Origin of the sequence: Endozoicomonas sp. G2_2 (assembly GCF_017744135.1) — a bacterium.
In the GTDB taxonomy this organism is placed as follows: Bacteria; Pseudomonadota; Gammaproteobacteria; order Nevskiales; family Salinisphaeraceae; genus Salinisphaera.
This window is the reverse complement of record NZ_JAGHQU010000005.1, coordinates 88,273-111,814: the sequence shown is the minus strand read 5'-3', so window position 1 is coordinate 111,814 and position 23,542 is coordinate 88,273. Positions and strand designations below refer to the sequence as shown.

General features: G+C 66.4%; 24 protein-coding genes. 14 read left to right on the top strand and 10 right to left on the bottom strand.

All coding sequences use genetic code 11. The annotated features are described in order from the left end of the window. Nucleotides 1-9: 9 nt before the first annotated feature. On the top strand, nucleotides 10-2,025 hold the full coding sequence (locus J7355_RS07670; RefSeq protein ID WP_209061393.1) for a dipeptide ABC transporter ATP-binding protein: 2,016 nt from the start codon (nucleotides 10-12) through the stop codon (nucleotides 2,023-2,025). Nucleotides 2,026-2,306: 281 nt separating this feature from the next. Here J7355_RS07670 and J7355_RS07665 read toward each other — a convergent pair whose 3' ends face one another. Both J7355_RS07665 and J7355_RS07660 read right to left on the bottom strand, forming a co-directional pair. Beyond that, nucleotides 2,307-4,559 (bottom strand): PhoX family phosphatase, encoded by a 2,253-nt coding sequence (locus J7355_RS07665; protein WP_209061392.1) that lies wholly within the window; start codon nucleotides 4,557-4,559, stop codon nucleotides 2,307-2,309. Between the two features lie 127 nt (nucleotides 4,560-4,686). Further along, nucleotides 4,687-5,214 carry an O-acetyl-ADP-ribose deacetylase gene (locus J7355_RS07660; RefSeq protein ID WP_247739851.1) on the bottom strand — a complete coding sequence of 176 codons (528 nt, stop codon included), beginning with the start codon at nucleotides 5,212-5,214 and terminating at the stop codon, nucleotides 4,687-4,689. Nucleotides 5,215-5,278: 64 nt separating this feature from the next. Here J7355_RS07660 and J7355_RS07655 point away from each other — a divergent pair, with 64 nt between their 5' ends. From J7355_RS07655 to J7355_RS07645, 3 genes are all read left to right on the top strand, one after another. Then, nucleotides 5,279-6,604, top strand: a complete 1,326-nt coding sequence (locus J7355_RS07655) for a DUF2254 domain-containing protein (protein ID WP_209061391.1) — start codon at nucleotides 5,279-5,281, stop codon at nucleotides 6,602-6,604. Nucleotides 6,605-6,687: 83 nt separating this feature from the next. Next, entirely contained in the window at nucleotides 6,688-8,889 is a 2,202-nt protein-coding gene (locus J7355_RS07650; protein ID WP_209061390.1) for a S9 family peptidase, read from the top strand. Between the two features lie 175 nt (nucleotides 8,890-9,064). Then, nucleotides 9,065-9,691: a PEGA domain-containing protein gene (locus J7355_RS07645; protein ID WP_209061388.1), complete on the top strand. Its 627-nt coding sequence runs from the start codon at nucleotides 9,065-9,067 to the stop codon at nucleotides 9,689-9,691. Between the two features lie 157 nt (nucleotides 9,692-9,848). Here J7355_RS07645 and J7355_RS07640 read toward each other — a convergent pair whose 3' ends face one another. Next, nucleotides 9,849-10,337 (bottom strand): metallophosphoesterase family protein, encoded by a 489-nt coding sequence (locus J7355_RS07640; protein WP_209061386.1) that lies wholly within the window; start codon nucleotides 10,335-10,337, stop codon nucleotides 9,849-9,851. Between the two features lie 101 nt (nucleotides 10,338-10,438). Between J7355_RS07640 and J7355_RS07635 the strand changes: the two genes are divergently transcribed. Next, on the top strand, nucleotides 10,439-11,170 hold the full coding sequence (locus tag J7355_RS07635; protein ID WP_209061385.1) for a ParA family protein: 732 nt from the start codon (nucleotides 10,439-10,441) through the stop codon (nucleotides 11,168-11,170). A gap of 38 nt (nucleotides 11,171-11,208) precedes the next feature. On the opposite strand, the gene J7355_RS07630 is transcribed toward J7355_RS07635, so the two are convergent. After that, the gene (locus J7355_RS07630; RefSeq protein WP_209061383.1) at nucleotides 11,209-12,108 is read right to left on the bottom strand and encodes a haloalkane dehalogenase; all 900 of its coding nucleotides are present in this window, start codon (nucleotides 12,106-12,108) and stop codon (nucleotides 11,209-11,211) included. 243 nt (nucleotides 12,109-12,351) lie between these two features. Between J7355_RS07630 and J7355_RS07625 the strand changes: the two genes are divergently transcribed. Together J7355_RS07625 and J7355_RS07620 are read left to right on the top strand one after the other, a co-directional pair. Next, a complete protein-coding gene (locus J7355_RS07625) occupies nucleotides 12,352-12,735 on the top strand; it encodes a DUF3015 family protein (protein ID WP_209061381.1) in 384 nt (127 codons plus the stop codon). Nucleotides 12,736-12,780: 45 nt separating this feature from the next. After that, nucleotides 12,781-13,623: a superoxide dismutase family protein gene (locus tag J7355_RS07620; RefSeq protein WP_209061380.1), complete on the top strand. Its 843-nt coding sequence runs from the start codon at nucleotides 12,781-12,783 to the stop codon at nucleotides 13,621-13,623. 105 nt (nucleotides 13,624-13,728) lie between these two features. Here J7355_RS07620 and J7355_RS07615 read toward each other — a convergent pair whose 3' ends face one another. Continuing rightward, nucleotides 13,729-14,481, bottom strand: coding sequence for an NYN domain-containing protein (locus J7355_RS07615; protein WP_209061378.1), 753 nt, complete (start codon nucleotides 14,479-14,481; stop codon nucleotides 13,729-13,731). Between the two features lie 168 nt (nucleotides 14,482-14,649). Here J7355_RS07615 and J7355_RS07610 point away from each other — a divergent pair, with 168 nt between their 5' ends. Next, nucleotides 14,650-15,135, top strand: coding sequence for a DUF2147 domain-containing protein (locus J7355_RS07610; protein WP_209061377.1), 486 nt, complete (start codon nucleotides 14,650-14,652; stop codon nucleotides 15,133-15,135). A 67-nt stretch (nucleotides 15,136-15,202) separates the two neighbouring features. Here the strand turns inward: J7355_RS07610 and msrB are convergent, their stop codons facing one another. Together msrB and J7355_RS07600 are read right to left on the bottom strand one after the other, a co-directional pair. Next, nucleotides 15,203-15,742, bottom strand: coding sequence for a peptide-methionine (R)-S-oxide reductase MsrB (gene msrB, locus J7355_RS07605; RefSeq protein WP_209061375.1), 540 nt, complete (start codon nucleotides 15,740-15,742; stop codon nucleotides 15,203-15,205). A gap of 69 nt (nucleotides 15,743-15,811) precedes the next feature. Further along, entirely contained in the window at nucleotides 15,812-16,264 is a 453-nt protein-coding gene (locus J7355_RS07600) for a DUF4442 domain-containing protein (RefSeq protein ID WP_209061373.1), read from the bottom strand. Nucleotides 16,265-16,315: 51 nt separating this feature from the next. On the opposite strand from J7355_RS07600, the gene J7355_RS07595 reads away from it, so the two are divergent. The 5 genes from J7355_RS07595 to J7355_RS07575 all read left to right on the top strand — a co-directional run bounded on the left by J7355_RS07595 (nucleotide 16,316) and on the right by J7355_RS07575 (nucleotide 19,697). Continuing rightward, on the top strand, nucleotides 16,316-17,122 hold the full coding sequence (locus tag J7355_RS07595; protein WP_209061372.1) for a phytanoyl-CoA dioxygenase family protein: 807 nt from the start codon (nucleotides 16,316-16,318) through the stop codon (nucleotides 17,120-17,122). Beyond that, nucleotides 17,115-17,522 (top strand): DUF4174 domain-containing protein, encoded by a 408-nt coding sequence (locus tag J7355_RS07590; RefSeq protein WP_209061370.1) that lies wholly within the window; start codon nucleotides 17,115-17,117, stop codon nucleotides 17,520-17,522. The genes J7355_RS07595 and J7355_RS07590 overlap by 8 nt, the downstream gene beginning before the upstream one ends. After that, nucleotides 17,519-17,896 (top strand): DUF2237 domain-containing protein, encoded by a 378-nt coding sequence (locus J7355_RS07585; protein ID WP_209061369.1) that lies wholly within the window; start codon nucleotides 17,519-17,521, stop codon nucleotides 17,894-17,896. Before J7355_RS07590 ends, J7355_RS07585 begins: the two co-directional genes overlap by 4 nt. An 87-nt stretch (nucleotides 17,897-17,983) precedes the next feature. Further along, a complete protein-coding gene (locus J7355_RS07580; protein ID WP_209061368.1) occupies nucleotides 17,984-19,387 on the top strand; it encodes a wax ester/triacylglycerol synthase family O-acyltransferase in 1,404 nt (467 codons plus the stop codon). 34 nt (nucleotides 19,388-19,421) lie between these two features. Further along, nucleotides 19,422-19,697 (top strand): hypothetical protein, encoded by a 276-nt coding sequence (locus tag J7355_RS07575; protein WP_348523007.1) that lies wholly within the window; start codon nucleotides 19,422-19,424, stop codon nucleotides 19,695-19,697. A 9-nt stretch (nucleotides 19,698-19,706) separates the two neighbouring features. Here the strand turns inward: J7355_RS07575 and J7355_RS07570 are convergent, their stop codons facing one another. The 3 genes from J7355_RS07570 to J7355_RS07560 are packed head-to-tail and all read right to left on the bottom strand — an operon-like array spanning nucleotide 19,707 to nucleotide 22,743. Further along, the gene (locus J7355_RS07570) at nucleotides 19,707-20,348 is read right to left on the bottom strand and encodes a LysE family translocator (protein WP_209061366.1); all 642 of its coding nucleotides are present in this window, start codon (nucleotides 20,346-20,348) and stop codon (nucleotides 19,707-19,709) included. Nucleotides 20,349-20,380: 32 nt separating this feature from the next. Continuing rightward, nucleotides 20,381-21,580: a YbfB/YjiJ family MFS transporter gene (locus tag J7355_RS07565; protein ID WP_209061365.1), complete on the bottom strand. Its 1,200-nt coding sequence runs from the start codon at nucleotides 21,578-21,580 to the stop codon at nucleotides 20,381-20,383. Next, nucleotides 21,577-22,743 (bottom strand): YbfB/YjiJ family MFS transporter, encoded by a 1,167-nt coding sequence (locus tag J7355_RS07560; protein WP_209061364.1) that lies wholly within the window; start codon nucleotides 22,741-22,743, stop codon nucleotides 21,577-21,579. The genes J7355_RS07565 and J7355_RS07560 overlap by 4 nt, the downstream gene beginning before the upstream one ends. A gap of 107 nt (nucleotides 22,744-22,850) precedes the next feature. Here J7355_RS07560 and J7355_RS07555 point away from each other — a divergent pair, with 107 nt between their 5' ends. Then, entirely contained in the window at nucleotides 22,851-23,522 is a 672-nt protein-coding gene (locus J7355_RS07555; RefSeq protein WP_209061363.1) for an MOSC domain-containing protein, read from the top strand. Nucleotides 23,523-23,542 lie beyond the last annotated feature (20 nt).

The window sequence follows — 23,542 nt, the reverse complement described above, 5'->3', positions numbered from 1 at the left end:
ACTCATGGCATGACCTCGAATCCTCCGCTGCTCGAAGTCGACGCCCTGCGCACGCATCTGGACACGCCGGCCGGCCTGCTGCGCGCGGTCGACGACGTGAGTTTTTCCATTGCGCCCGGCGAAACGCTGGCGCTGCTGGGTGAATCCGGCTGCGGCAAGTCGATGACCGCGCTGTCGCTCATGGGGCTGGCGCCGCGCCCGGCCACGCGTGTGCTCGACGGCGTCGTGCGTCTGGGCGGCGAGGATCTGCTGGGTTTGTCCGAAGCCGCGATGCGCGAACGCCGCGGCGCGCGTATCGGCATGGTGTTTCAGGAGCCGATGAGCGCGCTCAACCCGGTGCTTACGGTTGGCCAGCAGATCGGCGAGGCGCTGGCCACCCATCTGAAACTGCGCGGCAAGCAGATGCGCGAACGCGGCCTCGCCCTGCTCGCCGAAGTGGGCATGCCGGACCCGGCCGGACGCTGGGATGCCTACCCGCACCAGCTTTCCGGCGGGCTCAAGCAGCGCGTGGTGATCGCGATCGCGCTGGCGGGCGAGCCCGAGGTGTTGATTGCCGACGAGCCGACCACCGCGCTCGACGTGACCATCCAGGCACAGATTCTCGCGTTGCTTGAACGCCTGCAGCGCGAGCGCGGCATGGCATTGCTGTTGATCACCCATGACCTGGCCGTGGTCAACGAAGTCGCCGACCGCGTCGCGGTGATGTATGCCGGGCATATTGTGGAGCTCGCCGACCGGGACACGCTGTTTGCCGCACCGCGCCACCCGTATACGCGCAAACTGTTCGCTTCCCTGCCCGGCGCGGCTCAGCGCGGCCAGCGGCTCGCGGCGATTCCGGGCACGGTGCCGCCGTTGACCGCGAACCTGCCGGCCTGTCGCTTCGCGGATCGCTGTGAACATGCCTGGGCGGCCTGCCGGGAAACGCCGCCGGCCTGGCGAGAGAACTCGGGCTCGCGGGTGCGCTGTCACCTCTACGATCCGTCTCAGGCCGGCGAGCCGTTGCCGGCCGCGCTGGAACAGGCCGAAGCCGTTCGCGACGACGATACGAATCGTGACGCGGCGCAGGGAACACTGCTCGAGGCCGAGGACATCGCAGTCCATTTCCCGATCACCCAGGGCATCTTCAAGCGCACGGTCGGCCATGTCCGCGCAGTCGACGGCGTATCGCTGACCATCCAACGCGGGCGCACGCTCGCGCTGGTGGGCGAATCCGGCTGCGGGAAGACCACGCTCGGCCGGGCACTCGCACGGCTGATCGACCCGACCCGCGGCACCATGCGCTTCGGCGACGACGACCTGGCCGCGCTGCGTGGCAAGTCGCTGCGCCGGGCGCGCCGTCATCTGCAGATGGTCTTTCAGGACCCGTTCTCGGCGATGAATCCGCGCATGCTGGTCGGCGAGATCATTGCCGAAGGACTTGTCGCGCAGAATATCGGCAGGAGCGCCACGGATCGACGCACAATCGCCGCCGAACTACTTGCCGATGTCGGGCTGCCCGAAGCCGCGCTCGATCGCTACCCCCACGAATTCTCGGGCGGTCAGCGCCAGCGCATCTGTATTGCCCGCGCACTCGCGCTCGAACCCAGCCTGCTGATCTGCGACGAGCCGACCAGCGCGCTCGATGTTTCGGTTCAGGCCCAGGTGCTCAACCTGCTCAAGCGCCTGCAGGCCGAACGCGGGCTGGCCTATCTGTTCATCACCCACGACATGGCGGTGGTGAGCTATCTGGCCGACGATATCGCGGTGATGTATCTCGGCCGTCTCGTCGAGCGCGGACCCGCCGAGCAGGTACTGCGCGAGCCGAAACATCCCTATACCCAGGCGTTGCTGTCGGCGATGCCGAGCATGAACGCGCGCGAGGGCGAGCGCATCCGCCTGGCGGGCGATCTGCCCTCACCGGCCAACCCGCCGACCGGCTGTCATTTCCATCCGCGTTGCCCGCATGTGATGGATCGCTGCAAACGCGAGGACCCCAAAGCCCGCGATTTCGGCGGCGGGCATACGGCGCGCTGTTTTCTCTACTAAACGCGGTCCAGTCGCCGCACACGCTGGTAAATCGCGAAAGGGCGTTGCGACCCAAACAGAAATCATCGGCAAGCCTCGTACAACGTTGCGCCAGACCCGCGCTGCTACAACGATCCATATCGCAGTGATTGCGCAGCGCGCTTGGCGTTTGCCCACGGTTTGCCGATATGAGCCATGCGCGCCTGCGCCCGCGCGTATCGCTATAAACGATGTTTCACGTGGAGCCGGAATAAAAAGGGGCCGCCCAGAGGCAGCCCCTAAATCATCCACGCGAAGATCGATCAGACCGCGATCTGGCCGCCGTCGCTCTTCTGGATGACCACGGTCGACGCCCGCGGGCGCACTTCGCCCGACGTGACCGCGGTCGCATCCTGTTCGTTCACCGAGTCATCCGCCGGCCAGTTGCTCGGATGCTGGATGTTGATGAACAACGCCGTTCTGTCGGGCGTGGCAAAGATGCCGGTGACTTCACAGCCGTTCGGGCCGACGGCGAAGCGCTTAAGCTGGGACTGGTTGCTTTCGTTCACCACTGCCCCGCTGTCGCCCTTATTCAAACCCTGCGGGACGACGGCAAGCACTTGATCGTTGGTGTAGTCGGTGCCCCCGGTATCGGTCTCGATCCACAGGATGCCGTTGCCGTCGCCGCGATCGTCGTACCAGAGGCCGTCGCAGCTCGAGAAGTAATTCTGGTCGCTTAGACCCGAGATATTCTCATCGTCCGTGCTCGGCACCTTGCCGAAAACGAAGATCTCCCAGTCGAATGTCGTCTCGCCCGGCGTGGGTTCGCGCCAGCGGATGACTTGGCCGTCGCTGTTATTCGGGCGCGGATTGGCCGCATTGACCGGCGCCTTCGAGAACCCAACGCCCAGTTCGTCATCGCTGGTGCCGCCGTTGGTGTACGTGGGATCGGTACCTTCGGCGGTACGGTCCGAATTGTTGGTCAGCGTCATATAGACCTCGCCCGAGGTCGGGTCGACTGCGCCCCATTCCGGGCGATCCATCGGCGTCGCGCCCATGATGTCGGCCGCGTCGCAGGTGTTGATGATCACACCGGCCAGGTCGCCCGGTTCGAGACCCAGCGCCGCGGCCAACGTCTGCGAACCGTCGGGCACCATCGTCTCCGGTGTCAGCGGGAGCCATGCGCCGCTGCCATCGGCATTGAATCTTGCGGCGTAGAGCGTGCCGCTATCCATGTACTTGTCGCCGATCGCCAGACGATCGCTGCGCGTCATGTCGGTGCGGTTGGCATCGCTCGGGTCCCACATCGCGTCCGAGACATATTTGTAGATGTACTCGTTGCGCGAATCGTGCCCGGAGTAGAACACCACCGGCTCGCCCTCGACGAGCTTGCCGACCCAACAGCCTTCGTGGCGGAAACGCCCGAGCGCGGTGCGTTTGACCGCACGCGTGTTGGTGTACGGGTCGATCTCGACGATATAGCCGAAGGTACGGGGTTCGTTGCGGTAGTCGCCGGTCGCATCGTCGGCGCTCGGCGTGGCGTTGAACCGCGCGAACTCGCCGTCGACTTCCGATGCGTCGCCGGCCGGTGCCTCCCAGTAGTAACGGGTGCCGCCACTCGGGATGCCGAGACGGTTATCGTCGTTTTCGCGGCCTTCATCCTTGCGGAAAACATTCGGCCAGTTTTCTTCGCAGGTCAGATAGGTGCCCCAGGGCGTGTAACCGTTCGCGCAGTTGTTGTTCGTGCCGCGCGTTTCGGTACCGGTGGGCGAATAAGCTGTCTTGACGTAATCCGAGCCCGCGACCGGACCGCTCAGGTTCATCGGCGTCGCGCTGGTGAAGCGACGGTTATACGTGGAATCCATAACATGCGACCACTGGCCGTCGTCGCCGCGGCGCAGCTCGACGATGGTCACCCCGTGGGCATTGATTTCCGTGCGCACTTCGTCGGCATCGCGCCCGCCACCCTGGTAGTCGACGTTGCCGTCCGCGTCTCTTGCATAACCCGTCGGCAGGCCGCCGGGGTTGGTCGCGAACAGCGCCAACTGATCGATGTACTCGTTGTTGAGGGCAAAGATGAAGTTGCTCGAGGCCGTCTCCTCGCTGATCGGGAAGTGCCACATGCCGTCATGGTGCATGCCTACCGCGTTTTCCTGGATCGAGGGCGTGAAGGCGAGATCTGCACGCCACGGCGCGCCATCGCTGGTGATCGGCGTGCCCCAGGGCACCACGACCTGCGCGGTATAGCCACTTGCAGCCACCGCGGCGGCCATGCCCGCCCCTACCGCTGCGTCGTCCTGCGCGGTTGCGCCGGGCACGACCACGGCATCCTGCTGGGAGCCGGCGATCGCCTCGAAAGCCAGCATCATCGCCGCGGCCATATCGCCATCGTCGTCGTCGCCATCGCTGTCGCTGCTGCAGCCGGCCAGGCCGAAACCGCCCAGCATGGTCGCGGCCGCGACACCCAGTCCGCCGCGCAGCACGCTGCGTCGCGCGATGCGCCGCTCCAGCACGGAGGAGAACGGTTCGTTCTCGCTGTGGTTGAACAAACGATGGTCTTCGATTTCCTCGCTCATGGTCCGCCCTCGGTGGTTTCGTTGTAAAATCCGCGCGCGCACTTCGCGGCACGCTTCGGACCCACCGCACGCTAGACGGCTTGCATGACATCCCGGTGACGCCGCCAGCGTCGCGCCATTCGCCCGATCAGTGCGCGGACAATGCGCGCTCGAACGCGGCCAATACGTCTTGCGAGAACAGCACGAACCGCACGGTCTTTACCGATTGCGCACGCGAGGCGCAGTCAGCGACCGTGCCCAGCGCGATGTCGGCCGCCTCGTCCAGCGGGTATCCATAGACACCGCAGGAAATGGCCGGAAAGGCGATCGAGGCGGCGGCATGATCCTCGGCGAGCTGCATCGCCGTTCGATAACAACTGGCCAGCTGCGCGGCGACCGGCTGACTCTGGCTGTAGACCGGGCCGACGCAGTGCACCACATGCCGGTTGGGCAGCTCGAAGGCATCGGTGATCACGGCCTCGCCGGCCTCGATGGGCGCGAGCTTCAGACTCGCCTCGACGAGCTTCGGCCCGGCGGCGCGGTTGATGGCGCCGTCCACGCCGCCGCCACCCTTGAGCTGCTTGTTGGCAGCGTTGACGATGATGTCGATATCCGGCTGGTCGGTAATGTCGCCCTGGCGGCATTCGATGGTCATCCCGTTGATTTCACGCTGCATGGCTAAACCTGTATTCGGGTAAGGTGCGGTCATCATCCCGAGCCGAGCGCGTCGAGCCAAGCCCATGGCGCAACTGATCAAGTACTGGAATACCCTCAAGGGCAGCTACTGGTTCATTCCCACCGTGATGTCGATCGTGGCGGCGCTGCTGTCGTTCGCGTTCACGGCCGTCGACAGCCGGATCGGCAACGCCTGGGTGGCCAACATCCCCTGGATCTACAGCATCCAGGCCGACGGCGCGCGCGGGCTGCTGACGACCGTCGCGGGTTCGATGATCGGCGTGGCCGGCGTAACGTTCTCCATCACCATCGCGGCGCTGTCGTATACGACGTCGACGCTGGGCCCGCGCCTGCTCACCAACTTCATGAACGACCGGGGCAACCAGATTACCCTGGGCACGTTCGTATCCACTTTCGTCTACTGCCTGCTGCTGCTGCGCGTGGTGCAGGCCGGTCACGAGGACAACGCGGCCTTCGTGCCGCATCTGTCGCTGGTATTCGCGGTGGGCCTGGCGGTGGCGAGCCTGGCGGTGCTGATCTATTTCATCCACCACATCACCGAGTCGCTGCATGTGTCCAACGTGGTGGCCAACGTCGCCCGCGATCTGGACGCGGCCATCGACGCCTACGAAACACGCGTCGAGGCCGATCGCGAGAAGCCGCCGGCCAACCTGCCGGCGGACTTCGCCGAACAGTCGATCGCGGTGCGCGCCGACGGCGATGGCTATATCCAGAATCTGGTGTTCGGTTCGCTCGTGAGTACGGCGACATCGAAGGATCTCGTTCTCCGCCTGGAGCGCACGCCGGGTGATTTCGTGGCCACGGGCCAGACGTTGCTCTGGGCCTGGCCGAAAGCACGTGTGGATGACGACACGGCCGCCGCGCTCGTCGATGCCTATGCCTGGGGCCGACAGCGCACCCAGTCGCAGGACGTGTTCTTCCTGGTCAACGAACTCGTGGAGATCGCCGCACGCGCGCTGTCGCCCGGCATCAACGACCCCTACACCGCCATGGGCTGCCTGGACTGGCTGAGCGTGGCAATTCACCGCGTGGCCCGCCACGATATCGCCAGCCGGCACGGTTTCGACGGCGACGACCGGCTGCGCGTCTGGGCCCGGGGCTTCGATTTCGAAGCGCTCGTATCGGCCGTGTTCGACCAGCTGCGCGCCTATTTCGCCGGCGATCGCAACGCGAGCGTGCACATGCTCGAACGCATGGGCGACACCGGCGAATTCCTGCGCAGCGCCGACCAGCGCAAACTCATGCAGGCCCAGGCCGACGCGCTGCACGAGGCCGCCGCGCAGGCAATGACCAGCGAACGCGACCGCCACGCCGTGGAACAGGCCTATCGGCGCGCGCTGCGCCGGATCAATGCACGGCCCGCGCGCTAGGTAACGCATGGGCGCTTGATTAGACCGCGCCGGGCCCCGATTATCGGCGGTTCGCCTTTTCAGACCCACAGCCGCCCGCCCCCATGACCGATTTGTCCGACCCGCGCCGCGAGACCGCTGCCCCGCCGATTGCCGAACGCCGCCCCACGCGCGACCAGCGTCACGGCATGACCCTGGTCGACGACTACGCCTGGCTGCGCGACGCAAACTGGCGCGAGGCCATGCACGAGCCGTCGCTGCTGCGCGCGGACATCACCGCCTATCTGGACGCCGAGAACGCGCATACCGATGCGCACATGGCGCCGCTGGCCACGCTGCGCCAGAACCTGGTCGCCGAACTGCGCGCCCGTATCGCCGAACGCGACGCGAGCGTACCCACACCGGATGGCGACTGGTTCTACTACGTGCGTTTTCGCGAAGCCGGCCAGCATCCGATCTTCTGCCGTGCACCGCGTTCAGGCGGTGACGACACGCCACCCGGCGAGCCGCTGCCCGATGAACAGATCCTGCTCGACGGCGATACGGAAGCCGAGGGCCGCAGCTATTTCAGCCTCGGCACGGTCAACCACAGCCGCGATCACCGGCTGCTCGCCTTCGCGCTCGACGAACGCGGCTCCGAGGCCTATACGCTGCACGTGCGCGATATCGAGACTGGCGAGGAGATTCAGCCGCCGATCACCAACACCACCGGTAACCTGATGTGGTCGGCCGACAGCGCCACGCTGTTCTTCACCACGCTCGACGACAATCACCGCCCCTGCAAGGTCTGGCGGCTGGCGCTCGGCGACGCGCCGGACGCGGCCGAGCTGGTCTATTCCGAGCCCGATCCGGGCTTTTTCGTGTCCGTGGACACGACCCAAAGCGATCGCTTTATCCTGATCAACGCCCACGACCACGCCACCAGCGAGACCCGGTTCATCGACTCTGCCTCGCCGTGGAAGGCGCCGCGTCTGATCGCCGAACGCGTCGAAGGCCGGGAGTACGACGTCGAGGACGACGGCGACGACTTCGTGCTGCTCACCAACGCCGACGGCGCCGAGGACTTCAAGCTTGTGCGCGTGCCCATCGCCACACCGTCACGCGAACACTGGCACACGATCGTCGAACACGTGCCCGGTCGTCTGATTCTCGACCACCTCGAATTCGCCGATTTCCGTGTGCGCATCGAGCGCGCGGATGCCCTGCCGCGAGTCGTCATTACCGACAAGCGCAGCGGCGAAGACCACGCCATCCGCTTCGACGCCGAGGCCTACAGCCTGGGCGTCGCCCCTGGCTACGAACACGCCACCCACACCCTGCGCTTCATCTACAGCGCCCCGAACACGCCCGACGAAACCTACGACTACGACATGGCCAGCCGCCGGCGTACCCTGCGCAAGCGCCGTATCGTGCCCAGCGGTTTCACGCCCGAGGTCTACGTGGTCAAGCGTTTGCATGCGACGGCCGGCGACGGCGCCGAGGTGCCGATCACCCTTGTCCATCACGTGGATACACCGATCGACGGCAGCGCGCCCTGCCTGCTCCACGGCTATGGCGCCTACGGTATTTCGGAAGCCGCGGCCTTTGCCTCCAGCCGGTTTTCGCTCATCGATCGCGGCTTCGTGCACGCCATCGCCCATGTGCGCGGCGGCAAGGAATGCGGCTATCGCTGGTATGCCAACGGCAAGCTCGAACACAAGCCCAACACCTTCAGCGACTTCATCGCCGTCGCCGAACATCTGGCGGAGGCCGGCTATACCCATCGCGGCGCGATCGTGCCGCACGGCGGCAGCGCCGGCGGCATGCTGGTCGGCGCGGTGCTCAACCAGCGCCCTGATCTCTGGGGCGCAGCGATCGCGGACGTGCCCTTCGTCGACGTGCTCAACACGATGATGGACGAGACCCTGCCGCTCACCCCGCCGGAATGGCCGGAATGGGGCAACCCGCGCGACGACGCCCAGGCCTTCGAGACCATCCGCAGCTACTGCCCGTACCAGAACGTCAGCGCGCAGGATTACCCGCCCACGCTGGTGATCGCCGGCGTATCCGACCCGCGGGTCACCTACTGGGAGCCGGCCAAATGGGTCGCCAAGCTGCGCGCCCACAAGACCGATACCAACCCGCTGTTGCTCAAGACCCATATGGCTGCCGGCCACGGCGGCCTGCCCGGGCGCTTCACGGCCCTCGAGGAAACCGCGCTGATCTATGCCTTCGTGCTCGATGCGCTCGACCGCGACCACGCCGCCGGCGCGGCTGGCCCCGTCGAACGCGCAGCGGCCCCGATTCGCGGCGATCAGATGTATTGAGCCAACCCTGCCAAACCAAGACGGGCCGGATATACGGTGCGAGCAGGCAGCAGCTCGTATCGCCAGCAAATTTCGGCTGACGGCCGCAATGCGACCATTGGTGGCCTCGTACTCGGCTTGCCAACTCGCTAGGCTCGACCCGCCAATAAAAACAAACGCTTCACTGGGGGACTGTATGAAGTTTGGGGTAGGCAAGGCTGCGCCGGTCGCGGCCGTACTGTTGATCGTCGCCGGTTTTTCCACCGGCTGTGCCACGATCGCCAGCGGCACCAATCAGAACGTGTCGTTCGACTCGGAACCCGAGGGCGCGACAGTTCGCGTGGCCGGAAAAGTGATCGGCCAGACGCCGGTCAGCGCGCGACTCGACAAGAAGAACGACCAGACCGTTTCCTTCGAAATGGAAGGCTATCGGACCGTTTCTCAATCGCTGGCCACGAAAACGGATCCCTGGTTCTTCGGCAATATCATCATCGGCGGCCTGTTCGGCTCGACCACGGACTTCGCCTCCGGTGCCATCTACGAGTACAGCCCCGACCAGTATTTCGTCACCCTGCCGCCGGTGGGCAGTGCCGGCATTCTGGACAAGAATCAGTCGCTCGAGCGATTCGTGGTGGTCACCTACGGCGAGCTGCGCTCCGCTGCGGCCACGTCTCGGCCCACCGACGACGAATCCTTCTCGAACCTGCTGGCCGCGCTCGAAATCAATGCCGCCAACACCGACCGGGTGACGGAGCTCGCCCATACGCTGCTGGATCACTCGAATCCCGTTGATGGGGCGAACGCGGTTACAGCCCGTTTCTGACCGATCACACCGGGCCGTCCGGCCTGATAAGGGGCGGACGGCGCCGTGACAAATCCCAGGGCGCGGCGTTCTGATTCGAAGCCGAATAGGCGCGAAAAATGAAAAGGCGGCCCATCGGCCGCCTTTCGGCGACGCGAGAACAGCACCAGGCGGTCGATCACCGCCGTTTCGGTTTAAGCGGCTCGAGGTCGCTGGCGCGCACTTGCCAGTCGCGCGTGCCGACAGTCAGCTCGATCCACCCCGGCCCGCCATAGGCACGCGTGCGCCCGGCGGCGCCGGGATTGAGTACCCATGGGTCGGTCTCCCGATCGACGACGCGGCGATGGCTGTGGCCGCAGACAATAGCCCGCGCTTGGGGAAACTGTTCGCGCAGCTTGCGATGACGCGTTCTGGCCGGCCACTGATGACCATGGACCACGACCAGTTCGCCGCCCGGCAGGTCGAGGGTTTCGCGCTCGGGCCAGCCCGAACCGTCGGGATCGTTGTTGCCGTGCACGATCACCAGCCGCTCGGACAGCGACGCCATCGCGGCGACCACGCCGTCGCCGACATCGCCGGCGTGGACCAGCACATCGACGCCGTTCACAGCCTCGGCGATACGCGCATCGAGCGCGCCGTGCGTATCGGCAATCAGGGCAATTCGCATTGGGCGGCAGCCTAACCGTTGCGCCGCGGTAGTCAATCGATGCGCACGCGTCGCTTTCGCACGATAGATGCGCAGCGTATTTTCTGCTTAAGATTCCGACCATGAAAACACTCGCGATCTACAGCCTGAAGGGCGGCGTCGGCAAGACCGCAGCCGCGGTCAATCTCGCCTACGAAGCGGCGGCGTCCGGCAAGCATGTACTGCTGTGGGATCTGGACCCGCAGGGCGCGGCCAGCTGGTATCTCGGCGTCGATGCGGCGCCGGAGATTTCCGCCAAGCGGGTGGTCGCCGGCAAGGAAGCCCTGGGGCGCCACGTGCAGGCGACCGAGCACGATCGGCTGTCGGTATTGCCCGGCGATCGCGGCTATCGCGACTGGGACGCACAGATTCACGCCGCGAAGCAGCCACGCAAGGTGCTCGAGAGCCTGATCGAACCGTTCTCGGAGAGTTATTCGCTGCTGGTGCTCGATTGTCCCCCCGGTATTGGCGCGCTGGCGACATCGGTGCTGCGTGCGGCCGATCGGGTGCTGGTGCCAACGGTGCCCACGCCGCTGTCGTTGCGCGCGCTCGACGAGGTACTCGAACACGTGGGGGACAAGAAAGTCGGCAAGACGCGCGTCACGCCCTTCTTCTCCATGGCCGATCGGCGGCGCAAGATGCACCGCGAGATGATCGAGTCGCCGCCGGAGACGATGAAAAAGGCACCCAAGACGTTCATCGACTACAGCACGCACGTGGAACAAATGGGTGCGCATCGCGCGCCGATCCGCGTGTATGCGCCGCGCAGCCGGGCGGCCGCGCAATACAAGGCGCTCTACAAGGAAATCCGCTGATCGGACGCTGATCCGCGCCGCGCGGCGCGCACCCCGGCTCAGCGCGCAGGCGCCATCTGCGCCAGCATGAATTGCGCGATCGCCGCCCCCTGATCCTCCTGCAGGAAATGCCGGGCACCGCGAATGGTGGTGTGCTCGGCCTCGGCCGCACCGGGCACACGCCGGCGCAGGGCCTTGTCCGCGCCCCGGGTGATCGGGTCGCCGTCGGCGAAGCAGGTGTGAAACGGGCGCGAGAATTTCTCCAGCGACGCCCAGGCCGCGCGGTTGTCCGGGGTGGCCGGGTCGTCCGGGGCGATCGGCACGAGCGCGGGGAAGGCGCGAATGCCCGCCATATAGCGTTTGTCGGGAAACGGGGCGATATAGGCGGCGCGTTCGTCGCGTGACAGCCAGCGCTTGCTGCCAGCCTGCAGGATCGCGCCCACGGGAAACACCGGGCTGCGCAGCGCGAAACCGCGCCAGAGGGAGAACACCCGGGGCATGCGCTGATCGCCGGTCGGCAGAAAACCGTTGCCCACGAACACGCGGGCGAAGGTGTCCGAATGCTCGGCCACCAGTCGCAGGCCGATGAGCGAACCCCAGTCCTGACAGAACAGCGTGACGCCGGCCAGTTCGAGCTGCTCGAACCAGGCCCAGGTCCACGCCACGTGCTTCGCATAGCTGTAGTCGGCTATCGCACCCGGCTTGTCGGAACGCCCGCAGCCAATCAGGTCAGGGGCGAGCACGCGATAACCGGCCGCCGCCAACGGCTCGATCATGTGCCGGTAGAGATAGGCCCATGTCGGCTCGCCGTGCATGAGCACCACGGCGGGGCCATTGCGCGGGCCGACATCGACATAGTGCATCCGCAGCCCATCCACCTCGACATAGTGCGGGGCGTAGGCAAACCCCGGCAGGCGGGCAAAACGCTCTTCGGGGGTACGAAAGACCTCTCGCGTCACACGGGCTCCTCGGCTTTTGGGCTTGAGTGGGTGGACACGTCCAAACGATCCTAAATTGGCGATGCCATGCTGAATGCCAGATTAAACCGCGTGCCGCGACGATCGAAAGCGTTTTGCCGCACCGCGACTGGCGAAAGACACGTATTGTGCTGACACGACGCAGACGCTAGCGTGTCAGCAAACACGACAGTCACCAGGGTTATCGTGATCAGCCATTCGCCATTCAGGCCGCAGAGCCTGTACATGGCCGCGGCGGCGGCCACGCTCGCGTTGTTGCTGGGCGGTTGCTCGGCCATCACGAGTACGACGAATACCGCCGCGGAAGCGGCCCATACCGCCGCTGACGGCCTGCTGGCGTCCAGCCGGGCATCGACCGATGCCTCGGTCACTGAGCCGAACACGCCGCGTCATCGACAGGCGGTCGCCTTTGTCGACTCCCAGCGCGATCCGCTCAGCCGTGAAGCCGCCACCGGTGGCGGCGAGCATATCGACGCACTCGCCAGCCTGCTCGGCGACGGCGAAAGCACCGATCTCGGCCCGTGGATGCAGGCCCACCACGGCGAGCTTTTCGCCGACGATACCAATGCCGCGGCGATCGTCGACCGCATTGTCGCGCGACGCGGCTAGCACAGCCCTACGCGCATGTTTTCAAAAAAGAAAGGAAGGCAAACGATGAAATCCGTAGTCTCCATCTCCGCTGCCATGCTGCTGGCCATGAGCCTCGCCGCATGCGGCAATAACGATGAACCCGACAACGCCGCAGCCAACGAGGGCAGCGCCCCCGAAACCAACACGGCAAGCGAAAACAGCAACGCCATGGACGGCGGCACCGACACGCAGATAAGCGGCGAGACCACAGGTGACGCCCAGGACAGCATGGCCGCCGATGCGCAGGATGGCAGCGCAGCCACGAGCGGCAGCGCCATGGGCAGCGCTTCGAGCGAAGACATGCCGAAGGCCGCGGTCGCCGTGCTCCACGGGACCGACGGCAACGATGGCGTGTCGGCCACCATCCGCTTCACGCCCAAGGACGGCGGCCTGGCCTATACGACCGAAGCGGAAGGCCTCGAGCCCGGCAAGCACGGCTATCATCTCCATCTCTATGGCGACTGCTCATCCGGCGACGGCAAATCGGCCGGCACGCACTTCAACCTGAAGGGCAGCTCCAAGAATCCGCCCGAGGACATCGACCACATCACCGGCGACCTCGGCGATCTGGAAGCAGGCGAAGACGGCAGCGCCACGCACGAGGGCATGCTCGACGGCGCGTCGCTGACCGGCGCCAAGGCGATCATCGGGCGCGGCGTGATCATCCACGCCAAGCCGAACGACCCGAGCCAGCCGCCGATCGGCGCCGCCGGTTCGCGTCAGGCCTGCGGCGTGGTCGGCATCGCCGAACCGCAGGCCGGCGACAGCGCCTCGAACGCGGGCACGTCCAACGCCAGCAGCGGTTCGAGCACGGCATCCGACAGCAGTGCGGGCTCGAGCATGGAAAGCGGCGAGGACAACATGTAAGCAAGCCGCACCGGCTTTCGAACGAACCCGCTAACGATAAGCCCGACGTCGAAACCAGCGTCGGGCTTTTTCATGCGCGCCGCGAAGCAGCCGCTCTAGCCCGCGCTAGGCCACGGCCACCTTGTAATTGCCGCGCTCGGCGTCGTATTCCAGCGTGATCTGGCCGTGCTGCTCGGCCGACTTGAGCAGATCGGTGAAGCTTTTGAACCCGGAATAACTTTCGTTGAAACCGGGATACACGCGCTTGATCGTCTGCTTGACCAACGACCCCCAGACCGGGTCGTAGTCCGATTCCAGCGAGGACACGATCTCCAGCACCTTGTCGCGCGCCTCGGCGCCCTTGTCCGGCTTCTGACCGGACTCCGCCTTGCGCTTGCGCGCCCGGCCGGATTTGCGCACCAGGTCGTCGTAGTAGATGAACTCGTCGCAGTTGGCGACCAGCAGGTCCGAGGTCGACGACTTCACGCCACAGCCGATCACCCGCTTGTTGTTCTCCTTGAGCTTGGAAACCAGCGGCGAAAAGTCGGAATCGCCCGAAACCAGCACGAAGGTATCGATATGGTCCTTGGCGTAGCACAGGTCCAGCGCGTCGACGACCATGCGGATATCCGCGCTGTTCTTGCCCGAGATGCGCGTCTGCGGGATATCGATCATCTCGATGCCCATCGCGTGGAACGATTTCATCTGGTTGCGATAGGCGCTCCAGTCGCAATAGGCGCGCTTGAACACCAGCCGGCCCTTCTCGAGCACGCGCTTGTGGATAAGCCCCATGTCGAACTCGCCGCCGGGCAGATCCTTGACCCCGAGGGCAAGGTTCTCGAAATCGATGAACACGGCTATCAGCGCTTCGCCGGACATGGGCTTTCCTGCGGGATCACGCGCCAAGACAACGGCGCGATCGAAATGTGCGCGCAGTCTAGCATCGCCGTAATCATCGCCTTTCGGCGCCTGCGGTTCGGCGTACGTTCATCTGCCGTACGGTTTCGTACGGCATGCTATGTTGAGTTTTCATTGAGGAGGAAAACCATGTTCAAACACGCTCTTCTGGCGGGCGCCGTGATGTTCACCGCGAGCTCCGTGATGGCCGCGGAAATGCAGGCATCCGATGCCGAAGGTGTCTGGGAAACGGCCAGCGGCGGCTATGTGGAAGTCTACGAAGACGGCGGTACTTACAAGGGCACCATCGTGGGCTCCAAGAGTGGCGAAGCCCGCTACGACAAGAACAACCCGGACGAATCTAAGCGCGACCGGCGCCTGCTCGGCGTGACCGTGCTCAAGGATCTCGAGTACGTGGGCGACGGCAAGTTCGAGGGCGGCAATATCTACTCGCCCGACAACGGCAAGACCTACAAGGCGAAAGCGACCCAGACCGGGCCGGACGCGCTCGATGTCCGCGGCTACATGGGCATCAGCCTGATCGGCAAGTCGCAGACCTGGAAGCGTATCGAGCCCAATGCCGAGAACGTCCATCAGGACCTTCTGCAGTCGGCCGGTACCAGCGCTGCGCAGTAGCTACGCGCTCGAAGCCGACACGAAAAAGCCCCGGCCGGACCGGGGCTTTTTTTAGCGCCGGCCGCGTCTAGCCGGTCGAGCCCTGCTCGGCGGGCACGAATCTGAGCGCGACGCCATTGTTGCAGTAGCGCTTGCCGGTGGGCTTGGGGCCGTCATTGAAGACATGGCCCTGATGACCGCCGCACCGCGCGCAGTGATACTCCTTGCGCGGCATGAGCAGCTTGTAGTCGGTCTTGAAGCCGAGATGGCCCTCGATGAAATTGTAGAAACTCGGCCAGCCGGTACCCGACTCGAATTTCCAGTCGCTCTTGAATAACGGCAGGTCGCAGCCGGCACAGACGTACTCGCCGGCAGCCTTCACGTTGTTGAGCTCGCTCGAACCGGGCGCTTCGGTGCCCTCCTTGCGCAGCACCTTGAACGCTTCCGGCGAAAGCTGTTCACGCCATTCGGCTTCGGTTTTTTCCACGGTATCGATCTCCACGCCAGCGGGCGCCTTGCCCGTGCTTGCCCCTGTCGGATCGTCGGAGGAATCGGCCAGCGCCCGGCCCAGCACGGTCGCGCCGACCGCAGCCGAGCCGATCGCACCCAGAAAATAACGTCGCTTCATGTTCATAACACCGCAGATGGGCCTTGCTGCACTTTACGACACACGGCGCGCCGCGGATGAGCGGCGCGTTCAGCCGCGCGGGCCGAGGCGATAGCGCACGACTGACGCGGCAACGAGCACGTCGTGGCGATCGTGCATGAGCACCTCGATATCGCGCTCGACCGTCTCGCCGTCGCCCGGCACCGACCAGCGCGCGGTGGCCGTGATCGGCCCGCGGGCCTTGGCGTGATAGTCGGTACCCAGATACACGGCGATACCGCGCATGCCCGCCGGCAGGCTGTAGAGCACCGACAACCCCGCGGTGGTCTCCGCCAGGGTCGCCAGCGCACAGGCATGGATGCTGTTGAGATGGTTGCGGTTGCCGCGCCGATCCGGCATGCGCAGGCGAGCATGGCCGTCGGCTAGCGCTTCCACCTTCGCGCCGATGCTGCCCGAGTACGGCGCCGCCCAGCCGATCCCGCGCGACAGCAGGCGCTTGCCGCCCGGCAGCGCATAGATCGAGCGGATATCCGGCAACTTCATGGGTTGTCCTTGCGTAGGCTTGGAGTAGCCCGCAAGTCTACAATCATGACCATGAGTGCGACGATCGAAACGCCCGTGCAGCCCACGCTCACGCCGGCCCAGCGCGAACTGTTCAAGGTCGACGGTTTCCTGATCATGCGGCAGCTCGCCAGCGCCGAGCGCCTCGGCGCCATGCGTACCGCCGCCCTCGAACAGGCCAGCGCCCACGTCGCGCCCATCGAATACGAAGCCGACGTGGCTTATCCCGGAGCGCCCGTCAGCCGCGATGCCGAAGGCGGCGATACCCCGCGGCGGCTGCTGCAGGCCTACGACCGCGCCCCGCTGTTTGCCGAGTGGGCCGCCGATGCGCGCCTGAGCGCCATCGTTGCCCAGCTGCTGGACAGCGACGATGTCTGGCTGTCCCGCAATCACCACAACTGCGTGATGACCAAGTCGCCGCGCTATTCCACCGCCACCGCCTGGCACAAGGACCTGCGCTACTGGTCTTTCGAAACGCCGCGCCTGGTCAACGCCTGGCTCGCGCTTGGCGATGAAACACCCGCCAATGGCTGCATGCGCGTTCTGCCCGGCACCCACCGCATGGCCTTCGACGCCGATCAGATGGACGCAGACCAGTTCCTGCGCGAAGACCGCGACGACACCACGCGGCTGATCGAAACCGCGATCGAGGCCGCGCTCGCGCCGGGCGACGTGCTGTTCTTCGATGCCGGCCTGCTGCACGCCGCCGGCGCGAACACCACCGAGGAACACAAACTCTCCGTGGTGACCACCTACTACGGCCGCGACAACGCGCCGGTCGCGGGCAGCCGCTCGGCGCGGCGCGAACCCATTCACATCCGCGAGGCCCACCATGCGTAGATTTCTGCTCGCCAGCGTGTTCTGCGCGCTGGCCGGTACCGGCACGGCCGGTGCGGCGACACTCGACAGCCTGCAATGGGATTACCGCGTGATCGCGGTCTTCACCGCGACCGCGTCCGCCGGCCAGGACGCCGCCGACACCCTCGAGCGCACTGCCGGCATCGCCGAGCGCGATATCGCCTGGTTCGTGATCACGCCGGACGGCACGCAATCGAACCTGTCCACATCCATCGACCGTGCCTCGCTGACCGCGCTGCACCAGGCCGACGGGTTCGAGGCCGTACTCGTCGGCAAGGACGGCGGCGTGAAGTCGCGCCAGACCGACGAACTCGACGTCAATGCGTTTTTCGACGAGATCGATACCATGCCCATGCGCCAGCGGGAGATGCGCGAGAAATGACCGATACCCGGACCCGTAACGTTCTCGGCGAGCCGCTCGCCGGCTGCTGCGACGCACCCGTCACCGGCTTCTATCGAGACGGTTTCTGCCGTACCGGACAGGCCGATATCGGCCGCCACGTGGTCTGTGCGGTGGTCACCGATGACTTTCTCGAATTCTCTGCCCGACGCGGCAACGATCTGTCGACGCCACACCCCGAATTCGAGTTTCCGGGCCTGAAGGCCGGCGACCGCTGGTGTCTGTGCGCCGCGCGCTGGGCCGAGGCGCGGGAAGCCGGCGTCGCGCCGCGCGTCGCCCTGACCGCCACCCATGAGGCGGCACTGGAGATCATTGACCTGGCGGACCTTAAAGCCCACGCCATCGATCTGTCGTAAAACGCAGGCCGCAAGCGCGATAACCCTGCGGGCTATGCGCAACCGTGGCGCAGGCGCTACGCTCGCACGATTCCATCAGGAGATGTCATGCGGCTGCTCAATCCCGTCGACCAGATCTTTCTGCGCCTCGAGCGCCGCAACCAGCCCATGCATGTCGGCGGGCTGCAGCTGTTTTCGCTGCCGGAGAACGCCGGGCCGGACTATGTGCGCGAACTGGTGGCGACCGCACGCGGCTTCTCCGACGTGCAGCCGCCGTTCGACCGGCGCCTGAAGTATCGCTTCGGCCAGCCGTTCTGGGTCGACGACGACAGCTTCGATCTGGAATACCACGTACGCCATCTGGCCCTGCCGCAGCCGGGCGCCATCCGTGATCTGCTCGCGCTGGTTTCCATGCTCCACGGCGCGTTGCTCGATCGGTCGCGGCCCATGTGGGAGACCTACATCATCGAGGGCGTGACCGGGAATCGCTTCGCGGTCTACACCAAGTTTCATCACTCGATCATGGACGGCATCAGCGCCATGCGCGTGATGCGCCGCTCGCTGAACAACCAGCCGAGCCCCGGCGGCATGCTCGTACCCTGGGCGTTGTCCTCCGACGGCGGTGATACACCAGCCGCGCGACGGGCGCCGCCGTGGCGATCGGCGCTGAAGGCGATCGGCGCCACCGGTCGTCAGCTGGCGGCGCTGCCGCGGGTGGGCCACGAGGTGCTGCAGGCCTGGCAGGACGCGCGCCACGAACCCGGTTTCACGGCCTTCAAGCAGGCGCCGTCATGCATGCTCAACCGGCGCATCAGCGGCTCGCGGCGCTTCGCGGCGCAGTCGTATTCGCTGAGCCGGATCAAGCGGCTGGCCAAACACTACGACGCCACGGTCAACGATATCGTGCTCGCCATGTGCGCGAGCGCGCTGCGCGAGTATCTGATCGAACAGGACGCGCTGCCCGGTCAGCCGCTGATCGCCATGCTGCCGGTGTCCTTGCATACGGCCGACAGCGGCACCGGCAACAACGTGGCCATGATCTTCGCCAGCCTCGCCACCGACGTCGCCGACCCGGTCGAACGCCTGGCCACCATCCGGCAGTCGGTGGATCACTGGAAACGCCGCTACGAGGCCATGACCAGCGAACAGATCCTGGGCTTCACCGCCGCGCTCGGTACGCCGGCGGGCGTGAACCTGCTCACCGGCATCGCCCCGAAGCATCAGTCGTTCAACGTGGTGATCTCCAACGTCCCCGGGCCGAGCGAGACGCTCTACTACGGCGATGCGACGCTCGAAGGCATGTATCCGGTTTCCATCGTGCTCGACGGCCAGGCCCTCAACATCAGCATGGTCAGCTATCAGGACTCTCTCGAGTTCGGCCTCATCGCCTGCCGACGCTCCGTGCCCAGCATGCAGCACATGCTGCAGTTCCTGGCCGACGCGCTGGACGATCTGGAACCCACCGACGTGCCCCATACCGGGCGCGACGGTGTCGCCGCGGATGGCGGCTGACCCGCCTCGCTGCGAGCTCTGCGGCCGGGCGGGTGTGCGTACCACGCGCCACCACCTGATCCCGCGCCGTACGCATCGGCTCAAGCGCATCCGCAAGCGTTTCGATCGCGAGGAGCGACTCACCGCCATTCTGCATGTCTGCCGGCCCTGCCACAGCCATATCCACGCCGTGCTCGGCGAAAAGGAACTCGCCGAGACCTACAACAGCCGCGCAGCCCTGCGCGCGCATCCCGAGATCGCCACGTTCATCGACTGGCTGGCAGACAAACCGCCCGGCTTTCGCCCGCAGATCCGGCGGCCGAAGCGCTGACAGAAAACGCTAGACCGCCCGCCCGCTGGCGGCCAGGCGCAGCCCGAGCGCGATGAACAGCGACCCCAGCGCGCGATCCATCCACTGCCCGACGCGCGGATGATTGCGCACGGTGCGGGCCAGACGCCCACCCAGCAGCACCATCGGCGGCTCCACGAACGCCGCCACCGCGATGATCAGGCTGCCATGCAGAAACAGCTGCGCCGACACCGGCCCCGCGCCGACCACCACGAACTGCGGCAGAAAGGCTACGAAGAACACCGCGACCTTGGGGTTGAGCACCGCGACGAGAATCCCGCGGCGCAGAATCGTGGCGTTACTGATCGGGGCGCTGTCGAGTGTCACCGTCAGCGTGTCGCCGCCGGATCGCCAGGCCTGAATGCCCAGCCAGACGAGATACGCCGCGCCCGCCCATTTGACGATACCGAACGCCAGCGCCGATGCGGCCAGCAGTGCCGACAGCCCGAGCGCGGCCAGCACCACGTGCACGAAGGTACCGCTCCAGGCGCCCAGCATGGCCGCGAAGCCCGAACGTACGCCACGGCGGGCCGACTGGCCGAGAATATAGGCCATATCCGGCCCCGGCGCGAGGTTCAAAAGCGCCGCGGCGCTGAAGAATGCCAGCCAGTGGGCATAGGAATAATCGAACATATCGGGCCCCGCGCTATCGCTCGTGCAAAAACCTAGCGCGACGCGCGGGCACCGGCAACGGCGCCGGCGATCGCACAGGCGCAGCCGATCACCAGAATCGCCGCACCCATACCGATCAGGTCGATATAGCGGCCGATCTGCGCGTACAACCGCGCCATCACGAACCCGCCGACCGCCTGGGTTGCTGCAAAGCTCAGCGTCGCCCACCCCCAGATCTGCTGCTGGCGCCCCATCGGCGCCAGATCGACCACCACACCCGCGGTGAGCGTGATGATGGCCGGCACCATCGCGCCGACGAACAGCGAGGACAACGTCAGCGCCCACGGCTGGGTCGAGGCCAGTGGCAGCGCCGTCGCTGCCGTCATCAGCACGAAAGCCGCGATCAGCGCCGGCCGAAAACCCAGCCGGGCCGCGGTGACCCCCGCCGCGGCCGGCCCGACCACGCCGCCGATACCCAGCAGCAGCCAATACGCGCTGCCACTGCCCAGGCCGCGCCCCAGTTCGCGGGCGATATAGTCCACCCAGTAGAGCGAATGCGGCACATAGCCGGCCGAACTCAGGCCGTAGGCGACCACGATCAGCGTGATCGCCAGCCACGGCACGGCCGCGGTTGTGCCGGTATGCACGCGACGCGTCTCGGATGCCGGCAAATCGGGCACGCCGCGCCAGACGGCGAACCAGCTCCAGGCCGCCAGCAGACCACCGACCACACCCACGGCACACCAGGCCGCGGCAATGCCGGCATCCGCCAGCCACGGCACGATCAGGCTGGAGGCAATCGTGCCCACGCCGATCCCGGTGAAGATCACCGCCGAACTGCGAGGGCGCGCTCGCGCCGGCATACGCGCCATGATCGCCGGCGTGACCACGATGGTCAGCGTGGCCGCGGCCCAGCCTGCCACCAGCCGCCAGGGCGCATACCAGGCCATGCCCCAGTCGAGCGCGCAGGCGAACAGGCTCGCCACCACGGTGGCCAGACAGACCGCGATCGTGCGGCGCTCGCCGAAGCGGCGGCCGATTCGATGCGCAGTGGCGGCACCGCACAGATAGCCCAGCAGGTTGATCGCACCCAGGCGCGCGGTCTGCGCATCGCTGAACCAGTGCTGTTCGACCAGCGGCGTAATCAGCGGCGTGAAGGCATAGCGGCCCAGACCCACGCCGAGCAGTAGCGCAACGGCGCCGGCCAGCGGCAGCCGCCAGCCCGGGTCGGCAGCCGGCGAGCGATCGATCACGGCACCCGCCGAACCGCGCCGCCGACCGCGCTGGCGGCAGCCGCCGCGAGTGCGATGACCGCGATCACGAACAGCGGCCGATAGCTGCCGAACTGTTCATAACCCCAGGACATGCCGTAGGCGGACGCCGCCTGTGCCAACGCGAAGGCCAGCGTGGCCCAGCCCCAGAGCTGTTGCTGGCGTTCGGGCGTGCACAAGGACGCGACCGAACCGGAGGTGAGGGTGACCGTGGCTGGCACGAGCAGCCCGACCAGAAACGACGAAGCGCCCAGCGACAGCACGTGGCTGGAGATCAGCGGCAGGCTCACCGCCGCGGTCTTGATCGTGAGCGCGATCGCCAGCGCCGGGCGGAAATTCACCCGCGCGGCGAGCATGCCGGCCACGATCGGCCCGCACATGGCGCCCACGCCGAACACCACCCAGTAGCCACTGCCGGTAGCCAGCCCCTGGCCCAGCTCACGGGCGATATAGTCGACCCAGAACAGCGTATGCGGCACGAAACCGATCGCATCCAACCCATAGGCGCCGATGACCAGCCAGAGCGCCAGCCACGGCAGACGCGTCGACGCACCGTCGCGGCTGTCGGTGGCCGGCAGCGGCGGCAGATCGCGCAACACCGCGAACCAGGCCCAGGCGCTCAGGGCGGTCGCCACCAGCGCCAAAGCGATCCAGGTCGCGGCGACGCCGATATCGGCCAGCCAAGGCACCAGCGTGCCGCTGGCCATCACCCCCAGGCCGATGCCGGTGAACACGCGCGCGCTGGTGCCGGCGCGTTCCGCGATCGACACGCGGGATAACGCGGCCGGCGCGCCGACCACCACCAGCATCGCGCCGGTCACGCCGCAGGCCAGCCGCCAGAAGCCGTACCAGTACACACCGGCGTCGAGCGCGCAGGCATAGAAGCTCATCGCGGTGATCGCGAGACAGGCGCCCAGTACCGCACGCACGCCGAAGACGAGCGTGGCCCGATGCGCCGTGGCCGCACCGATGAGATACCCCAGCAGGTTGATCGCACCCAGATAGGCCGCGTCGTGCGGAGAGAACCAGCCGGCCTCGACCAGCGCCGGGATCAGTGGCGTATAGGCGAAACGGGCCATGCCGATGCCGATCAGCGTACAGACGCCGCCGGCCAGGCCGAGCTGGTGGGCCGATATACGATTCATCGTTGTTCTGTACAGCAATCGAGGCCCGCGAGTGTGCCATGCCTTGCGCTGCAACGCTTGCCGCGTGGCCGGGCGCGAAGAGCTCGCGCGCCTGCTAGGATCGACTCATGGACACGAGCACCGACGATCTTGCCGTTCGCGTGAATGCGCTGCTGGTCGGTGCACTCGGCCCGCTCGCGGGCGACGGCGCGGCAACGGGCATCGACAAGCGCGCCGTGAGCGAACCGCGCTGGCTGGACGCGAGCGGCGTGGCCGGCGACATACAGGCGGACCCGATCCACCACGGCGGCGCCGAGCGCGCGCTTAACCACTACCCCGCCGAACATTACGCCGTCTGGCGGGCGCGTTACCCCGGCCACGACGACATCTTCCTGCCCGGCATCTTCGGCGAGAACATCACCACCGAGGGCATCACCGAGGACGATGTCGGCATCGGCGATGTCTTTGCGCTCGGCGAGGCGGTGATCCAGATCGCCCAGCCGCGCCAGCCCTGCTGGAAGATCGGCGCGCGCACGGGTGTGGCGGGTCTGGACCGGGCGGTGGCTGGCGAAGGGCGTGCCGGCTGGCTCTATCGCGTGCTCGAACCCGGCCATGTGAAGACCGGCGATACGCTCGAGCGTATCGAGCGGGCCGATCACGGCATCACCCTGGCCATGATGTGGACCGCCTGCGGCGCACGCCGGCCGGGCGCCGATCAGCGCCGGGTGATGATGACGCTCGCCGCCCTGCCCACACTGGCGCCGGAATGGCGCAAGAACCTGGCTCGACGCGCCCGCTGACCCATCCGCCGCGGCCCGAT